Source organism: Tunicatimonas sp., assembly GCF_049647865.1.
Classification (GTDB): domain Bacteria; phylum Bacteroidota; class Bacteroidia; order Cytophagales; family Cyclobacteriaceae; genus Tunicatimonas.
In genome coordinates this window covers 1-7026 of the sequence record NZ_JBARYM010000791.1, presented here as the reverse complement: position 1 = coordinate 7026, position 7026 = coordinate 1, and the positions used below count along the sequence as shown (strand labels likewise).

General features: G+C 47.0%; 7 protein-coding genes. 4 read left to right on the top strand and 3 right to left on the bottom strand.

The features are described from left to right. On the top strand, positions 1 to 1249 hold a 1249-nt coding region (locus WBA23_RS23005; protein WP_424584621.1), incomplete at its 5' end, for a sulfatase-like hydrolase/transferase. After that, positions 1246 to 2259, top strand: coding sequence for a nucleoside hydrolase (locus WBA23_RS23000; protein WP_424584620.1), 1014 nt, complete (start codon positions 1246 to 1248; stop codon positions 2257 to 2259). The genes WBA23_RS23005 and WBA23_RS23000, both read left to right, overlap by 4 nt. Positions 2260 to 2284: 25 nt before the next feature. Here the strand turns inward: WBA23_RS23000 and WBA23_RS22995 are convergent, their stop codons facing one another. Beyond that, the gene (locus WBA23_RS22995; RefSeq protein ID WP_424584622.1) at positions 2285 to 3115 is read right to left on the bottom strand and encodes a class I SAM-dependent methyltransferase; all 831 of its coding nucleotides are present in this window, start codon (positions 3113 to 3115) and stop codon (positions 2285 to 2287) included. Between the two features lie 103 nt (positions 3116 to 3218). Continuing rightward, positions 3219 to 3404: a hypothetical protein gene (locus WBA23_RS22990; protein WP_302204137.1), complete on the bottom strand. Its 186-nt coding sequence runs from the start codon at positions 3402 to 3404 to the stop codon at positions 3219 to 3221. A gap of 438 nt (positions 3405 to 3842) precedes the next feature. On the opposite strand from WBA23_RS22990, the gene WBA23_RS22985 reads away from it, so the two are divergent. Further along, complete coding sequence (locus tag WBA23_RS22985; RefSeq protein ID WP_424584619.1) at positions 3843 to 4871, top strand: agmatine deiminase family protein; 1029 nt, start codon at positions 3843 to 3845, stop codon at positions 4869 to 4871. On the opposite strand, the gene WBA23_RS22980 is transcribed toward WBA23_RS22985, so the two are convergent. Then, entirely contained in the window at positions 4866 to 5918 is a 1053-nt protein-coding gene (locus tag WBA23_RS22980; RefSeq protein ID WP_424584618.1) for a serine hydrolase domain-containing protein, read from the bottom strand. The two genes, WBA23_RS22985 and WBA23_RS22980, sit on opposite strands and share 6 nt — an antisense overlap. A gap of 94 nt (positions 5919 to 6012) precedes the next feature. Here WBA23_RS22980 and WBA23_RS22975 point away from each other — a divergent pair, with 94 nt between their 5' ends. Beyond that, entirely contained in the window at positions 6013 to 6888 is an 876-nt protein-coding gene (locus WBA23_RS22975) for a carbon-nitrogen hydrolase (protein WP_424584617.1), read from the top strand. The last annotated feature ends 138 nt before the right edge of the window (positions 6889 to 7026 follow it).

Here is a 7026-nt window from a genome sequence, read left to right as displayed (position 1 = left end):
GGGTTACGGCGATCTGAGCAGCTACGGCGGAGATATTCCTACCCCTAATATTGATCGTATCGGCCAAGCCGGAATTCGGTTTACGGATTTTTACGTCTCAGCCCCGGTTTGCACTCCCTCTCGTTACAGCCTCCTTACTGGTAGCTACCCTCAGCGGTCGCTTCACGATCTGGACAAGGTGATTATGCCCGGCGACAAAAATCACTTTGATGAAGAGGAAGTAACGCTGGCCGAACTGCTCAAAGCGCAGGGCTACCAAACAGCCATTACTGGAAAGTGGCATTTAGGTTCTGCGCAGCCTTCTTATTTACCCATGCACCAGGGGTTTGATCTGTTTTCCGGGCACAAAGCTGGTTGTATTGATTACTTCCATCACGTGTACGGAGGTATAGGCAATTTCTGGTTTGTGAACGGCGAGTCGGTTGAAGAAGAAGGTTACTCTACTGACCTGATCACTGATCATGCGGTTGGTTTTATTGAACGGGCGAAAAGCGATACGAATCCTTTCTTCCTGTATATTCCCTACAATGCTCCGCACTTTGGTAAAACCGATCCGGACAATGTACCGGAAGTGACCGCCTCCTTATTTGAAGGAGAGTACAACAATTACAAGATTATGAATTCGCTGCAAGCTCCGAAAAAATACGTGGATCGCTTCGCCCATATTGAAGACCCATATCGGCGGTTGTATTCGGCAATGGTGGCCAGTCTGGATGATAACGTAGGCCGTTTGTGGGAGAAGCTTGAAAAAGCGAATCTACTGGAGAATACGATCATCTGGTTTGTATCGGACAACGGTGGCTACTCCGAAACCTACTACGGCCACGCTAGCAACGGGCCACTACGAGGCGAAAAAGCTACGCTGTGGGAAGGAGGAATTCGCGTTCCGGCAATGGTCTGCTGGCCGAGTAGCATCAAGCCTAACCAGGTTGTAGATCAGCCAGTCTGCAATATTGATATTGTTCCAACTTTAGGAGCCATCAGCAACTTTTCCGATTCGCTAACGGAGCACCCTATCGACGGAGTAGATATTAGTTCAGTACTATTTGATGAAGGTACTACGGTAGAACGAGACATCTTCTGGCGCTACAAAGACGAAACTGCTTTTTGTAGAGGCAACTGGAAGCTGCGTAATACAGATGAACTATACGATCTATCCACAGACATTGGCGAGCAGAACAATGTAGCCAATGCTCATCCTGATAAAGTGAAGGAATTGCAACAGGCATTTAAAGAAGTAAACTTATGATAGACTCGAGAAGTTATGTAATTCAGTATAGCATTCTAATTGGCTTGCTATGCTTTTACCTCAGTTTTGCCTCTGTTTCGGCGCAAGCAGTTAAGATTATCTACGATACTGATATGGAATCGGATGTGGATGATGTAGGAGCTACCGCAGTGCTCCACGCGCTGGCCAACCGAGGTGAAGCTAAAATTCTAGCTACCATGGTATCCTCGGTTAATCCCTGGAGTGCCCCCTGCCTAGATGCCATTAATACTTTTTACGGAAGGCCGGATATTCCGATTGGCGTACCCAAAGGTGAGGCAGTAAACCGTAAGTCAGTGTACGCCCAGTCGGTAGCTGAAGCCTATCCGCATTCTGTCACTTCCTCTGATTCGCTGCCTGAAGCAGCTCTGCTTTACCGGAAAATACTGGCTGAACAACCTGACAGCAGTGTAGTGATTGTGACGGTAGGTTATCTAACCAATTTGTCTCGACTGCTGCATACTCCCCCCGACGAATTTAGTCCGCTGAACGGCCGTGAGTTAGTGGAGCAAAAGGTAAAGCATTATGTCTGTATGGGTGGTCGGTTTCCGAAAAACACCAACACCCAGGTACACGGCAACTGGAAGCCTGACCCCGCCGCCACGGTAGATGTAGTGAAGAACTGGCCAACGCATATTCTCTTTAGCGGCGGCGGTGATCAATTGGCCCACATTTACCAAACTGGTAGTACTTTACCCGATACGGAAGAAGACCACATTGTCCGTCGGGCCTACGAGTGGTTCTTTGAGCGAGCTGGATGGGCAAAAGGCCCGACCCACCACAGTGCCGATTTACTGGCGGTACTCATCGCGGTACGCGGACTGGACCCTTACTTTGATCAGACTTGTGAGGGTTACAACGAGATTTTTGAGGATGGTACTCACGAATGGCAGTCAGCACCTAATAAAGATCAGTGTTACGTTTTACCTAAAACCGAGCAGATAAAAGCGGCAACCGCTGAATTGAATCGACTGATGAGTTTGCCCAACTAGTAGACTGGGGTAAGAATAGCCTTTTTTACACTTGCCCCGCCACAATGTACATCAGTTGCCCCCCGGATGAGAAGTAGGTTTGTGATTTTAGCTGGGTGAGTAGTTTAGCTTTATACGCCAACACTCGTTGCCAGTAGCTTTCAAATACATGCTGCTTGCCGCCTCCGGCCCGGAAGTAGTGAAGCGTTTCTTGGTAGCCTAATCCACCTTCTTCGTTTTCCAGCCAATCTACTAGTTGAGCAGCCCGCACCCGTTCCTCACGACTATTGTAGGGAGGAATTAATGGTAAAGTTTTATCCGACATCCAAACCTGAATATTGGTTAGCTCTGCTTGTCTGAAAAGATCAGGAATGGCTCCCCCCAGCGAATTGAATCCTTCACCCAGTTTACGCTTACCCTGCTCGCAACGCAGGCGTACTTCCATCATTTCTAGCGTATCGGATACATCGTATTCAGTATCGGCGTAGCTATCAAACATCAAGTTTGAAACCAGATTATTCGGTTCAAACGCCACTACCCAGCCATTGGAGCGAGTAACTCGCTTCATTTCCTTAATTACCTCAGTGGGTTTAGGGACGTGAATAAGGAGTGTTTGACAGAAGGTGAGATCCATCTGTCCGTCTTCTAACGGAATTTTGTCGGCACTACCTACCTGAAAGGTAAAACGGCTATTGATGGATTTTTGGATGCGTTTGGCCTTCTGACGAGCCTTCTTGATGTAGGCTTCTTCAAAATCAATTCCAATAAGGTGAGCGGAATCAGCGAAGTAAGGAGCTAGGCGGAAAGTCATGCTTCCGTAGCCGCAGCCAATATCAGCTATGTTGTGGTAAGACTTAGTATTTAATCTTCGAGCCAGTAAAGCCAGTTAGTCGTCATTCCACCAGTACTCTCGGGCTTCTCCTAAATGATCTTCCGAATGGCACCGGTTGGACTGACGACTACTGCTCAATCAAGAGATGTTAAGCGGACGCTTTTACTTCGCCAATATATTTAACTTCGTACAAATGCTCGTAACGGCGAATAGCGGCCTGAATTTGAGGATACGTGTCGCGGCGAATTTTAATACCTTTGGGTTCTCCTTTTTGTCGAACTTCAATGTAATAACCGGACTTAAGCGTGATACTGCGAGTTGTTGGTCGTGCCAAAAGCTAAGGGATTAAAGGTGAAAAACGAAACAAATTTTACAGGTTCTGATACAAAGCATCAGCAAACCTGAGATAAAGATCACTGATATTAAGAAAAACATAAAAACTTTTAGTTTAACCTAATAAATAGCGAAGTTTACAATATACGCATTTTTTTTGAATTATCTGTATTTTATGACAAACTTTGTTCAAAATTCGGCAACAAACCACACTAATACGCAATAGAATACTATTTCTCTATTTGGGGGAACTGCTTTTGCTGATCTATAAATCTCACTACAATTTGCTTGAGATAAGAACATTTATCTATGGTATTTGGTTCTATCTCGCTCACACAGATAAAGTACAATTCGCTTCCTCAAGGATATGAATTATCGTTGCCCGTAGTTTCAACGGCTGGTAGCGAGTGTAACTTATTTTGTATAGTAATTTTGTGGCATGAATAGTAAGTGCTTTTTTCCGGCTGAATGGTATTCTCAAAGTGGAGTACAATTAACCTGGCCTCACGCGCAAACCGATTGGCAGGGTTCACTTGAACAGGTTATTTCCTGCTACCGGCGAATTGCCTACGAAGTTTCGCTCCGGCAGAAGCTACTAATCGTCTGCGCTAGTATTGACGAAACCAAGCCATACCTGACCCATTGCGACCCGGCTAACATCATCTACCACCGGATTCCAACCAATGATACCTGGGCGCGCGACCATAGCGGGCTTACGGTGCTGGATAACGGTCAGCCGGTACTTTTAGATTTTCGGTTCAATGGCTGGGGGTTAAAGTTTCCGGCTCACCTGGATAATCAGATTACTCGCCGACTCTACGAGCAGCAAGCATTCGACGCGATCGTTAAATACCAACCTGTCAAAAATTTCGTGTTGGAAGGAGGCAGTGTGGAATCTGATGGCGTTGGAACGCTGCTTACCACCGAAGCCTGTTTACTGTCGCGTAACCGAAACGATCATCTGAGTAAAAAGCAGATTGATGAATTTCTGAAAGAGACTTTAGGAGTGTCGCGTATCCTCTGGCTCAAAAACGGATATTTAGCGGGCGACGATACCGATAGCCACATTGATACCCTTGCCCGTTTTTGTGATCCCCAAACGATTGCTTACGTACAGTGTACTGATTTGGCTGACGAACACTACGAAGCTTTGGCAAAAATGGAATCGGAGTTGCAACAGTTCCGTACTCAATCCGATGAGACCTATCGTTTGATTCCACTACCAATGGCGGACGCGGTATACGATAATGAAGGTAATCGCTTACCGGCCACCTACGCCAATTTTCTGATTATGAATGAAGCTATTCTTTTACCTTTCTACGGCCTACCTCAAGATGAACCGGCCCGCGAAATATTTCAACAGGTCTTTCCCAATCGGGAGGTTATTGGCATTCCCTGCCAGGCACTACTGCAACAGCACGGTTCGCTGCACTGTGTAACGATGCAGTATCCAGAAGGAGTACTATAACACCTCATGAATAGCCTTAACAAGCAATTCAGGAGCTTCGCGCTGATTGTTACTCAGCATAATTATCAGCTTTTGCTCATCTAACCACCGACCGATGTAGTTGCAAAACCCATTCAGCTCGCCGGTATGATGTATAAAGTTGGGATTTTCGGCATTTGTAAACCAGCCGAAGCCGTAGGGATGACTACTGCCATCGCTGAGTTGCACTGGTGAATAGGCCGACTGTAACATTTCCGGGCGGATATAGTCCCCGCCATACAAAGCTCGATCCCACCGGTACAAATCCTCTGCAGTAGAAAAAACACCTCCTCCACCTACCGTACGAAATTGATAATTATCGGTTTCTCCCCGGGCATTCACGGCTACCGCGCGGTTAGCTACGCTATCAGCCAGTTCGTCAAAAATAACGGTGTGGCTCATACCGATGGGGTCAAAAAATGCTTGCTGCATAAAATCGGCGTAGCGTTGTTCGCTTAACTGAGCCGCAATGGTGGTGAGCAATGTATAACCGGAGTTTCCGTAGCTAAATTGGGTACCCGGTTCAAATAATAGTGAATCTACTCCCCGAATTGCCGCCAGCACATCGGTATTAGTTAGTCCGGGAGGAAACGATTCCATAAAATTATAGTAATCAGGAATACCGTGGGTGTGGGTAAGCAACTGCCGAATTGTAATCTGATCGGCGGCGGGCATGTCCGGTAAATACTGCCTAAGTGTATCGTCTAGGCTTAGCTTACCTTGATCAGCCAGATACAGAATACCCATCGCGTGAATGTGCTTGGAAAGGGAAGCTAGATAAAAGGCGGTATTAAGCTGCATGGGTATTTCTTGGGCAGCGTATTGGTAGCCAAACGCCTTGGCGTACACCACGCCACTACTGTCTGCCACCAAAATATTTCCGCTAAAACCACTGGTATCTACGTACTGCTGAATCAGCGTATCTAATTGCTGCTCGGTAGTCAGTTGTTCCGGTGGGTTTTGATTACAGGAAGCGAGGAGGGAGATTAAGAGTAGAAAAGCAATGGGGCGGTATAGTTGGTCGGTCATAGTATAGTTGATCGGAGGGGTTATTCTCAAAAGAAGGAAATTAACAAACCTTTCGCTAAGGATTTAGCGTTAAAATTGCTTCATACCAACCACCATGATTGTAGGATTAGTACAGCAGCAAAACCAGGCAGATACCGCTAAGAACTTAAAAAGACTAGAGCGCAATATTCGGCAGTGCGCTGAACAGAAAGCTGAATTAGTAGTGCTGCCGGAGTTGCACAACTATCTGTATTTCTGTCAGACTGAAGACACTGAGCAGTTCAACCTAGCCGAACCCATTCCGGGACCATCTACCGAATATTTTGGGGCTCTAGCTCGTGAATTAAACATTGTACTAGTCACATCACTTTTTGAGCGGCGAGCTCCGGGCATTTATCACAATACGGCAGTTGTTTTGGAAAGAGATGGTAGCATCGCCGGGAAGTACCGCAAGATGCATATTCCCGATGATCCGGCCTACTACGAAAAATTTTACTTCACTCCCGGTGACCTGGGCTTCAACCCAATTGAAACCTCAGTAGGTAAATTAGGAGTGTTGGTTTGCTGGGATCAGTGGTATCCCGAAGCTGCCCGATTGATGGCTCTGGCCGGAGCCGATATGCTTATCTACCCTACCGCAATTGGTTGGGAACTGACCGATCCGGCCGATGAGCAGCAACGGCAGCTAGACGCCTGGATGATTTCTCAGCGCGGACACGCCGTAGCGAATGGGCTTCCGGTAGTGGCGGTAAATCGGGTAGGTCACGAAGCCGATCCTTCCGGGCAGACCCAGGGAGCGCAGTTTTGGGGGGTTAGCTTTGCCGCGGGTCCGCAGGGAGAGATACTGACCAAAGCCTCCTCAAAATTAGAAGAGAACCTGATGATAGAAGTAGATTTAGCTCACTCCGAAAATGTGCGTCGTATCTGGCCCTTCTTCCGCGATCGCCGCCTTGATTCTTACGATGAGCTGACTAAACGTTACCGTGATTAATTTAGAAGTAGTAGCTAAAACCTATGTCAGGGGAAACGGTTGCTGCCCCTAAGAGTAAAGCAGCCGAGGGGTCTCCATTAAGATCTAGGAAGTTTAAGCTAAATCCAGAGAGAGAGAAATCTAAACTCCACCGCTCGC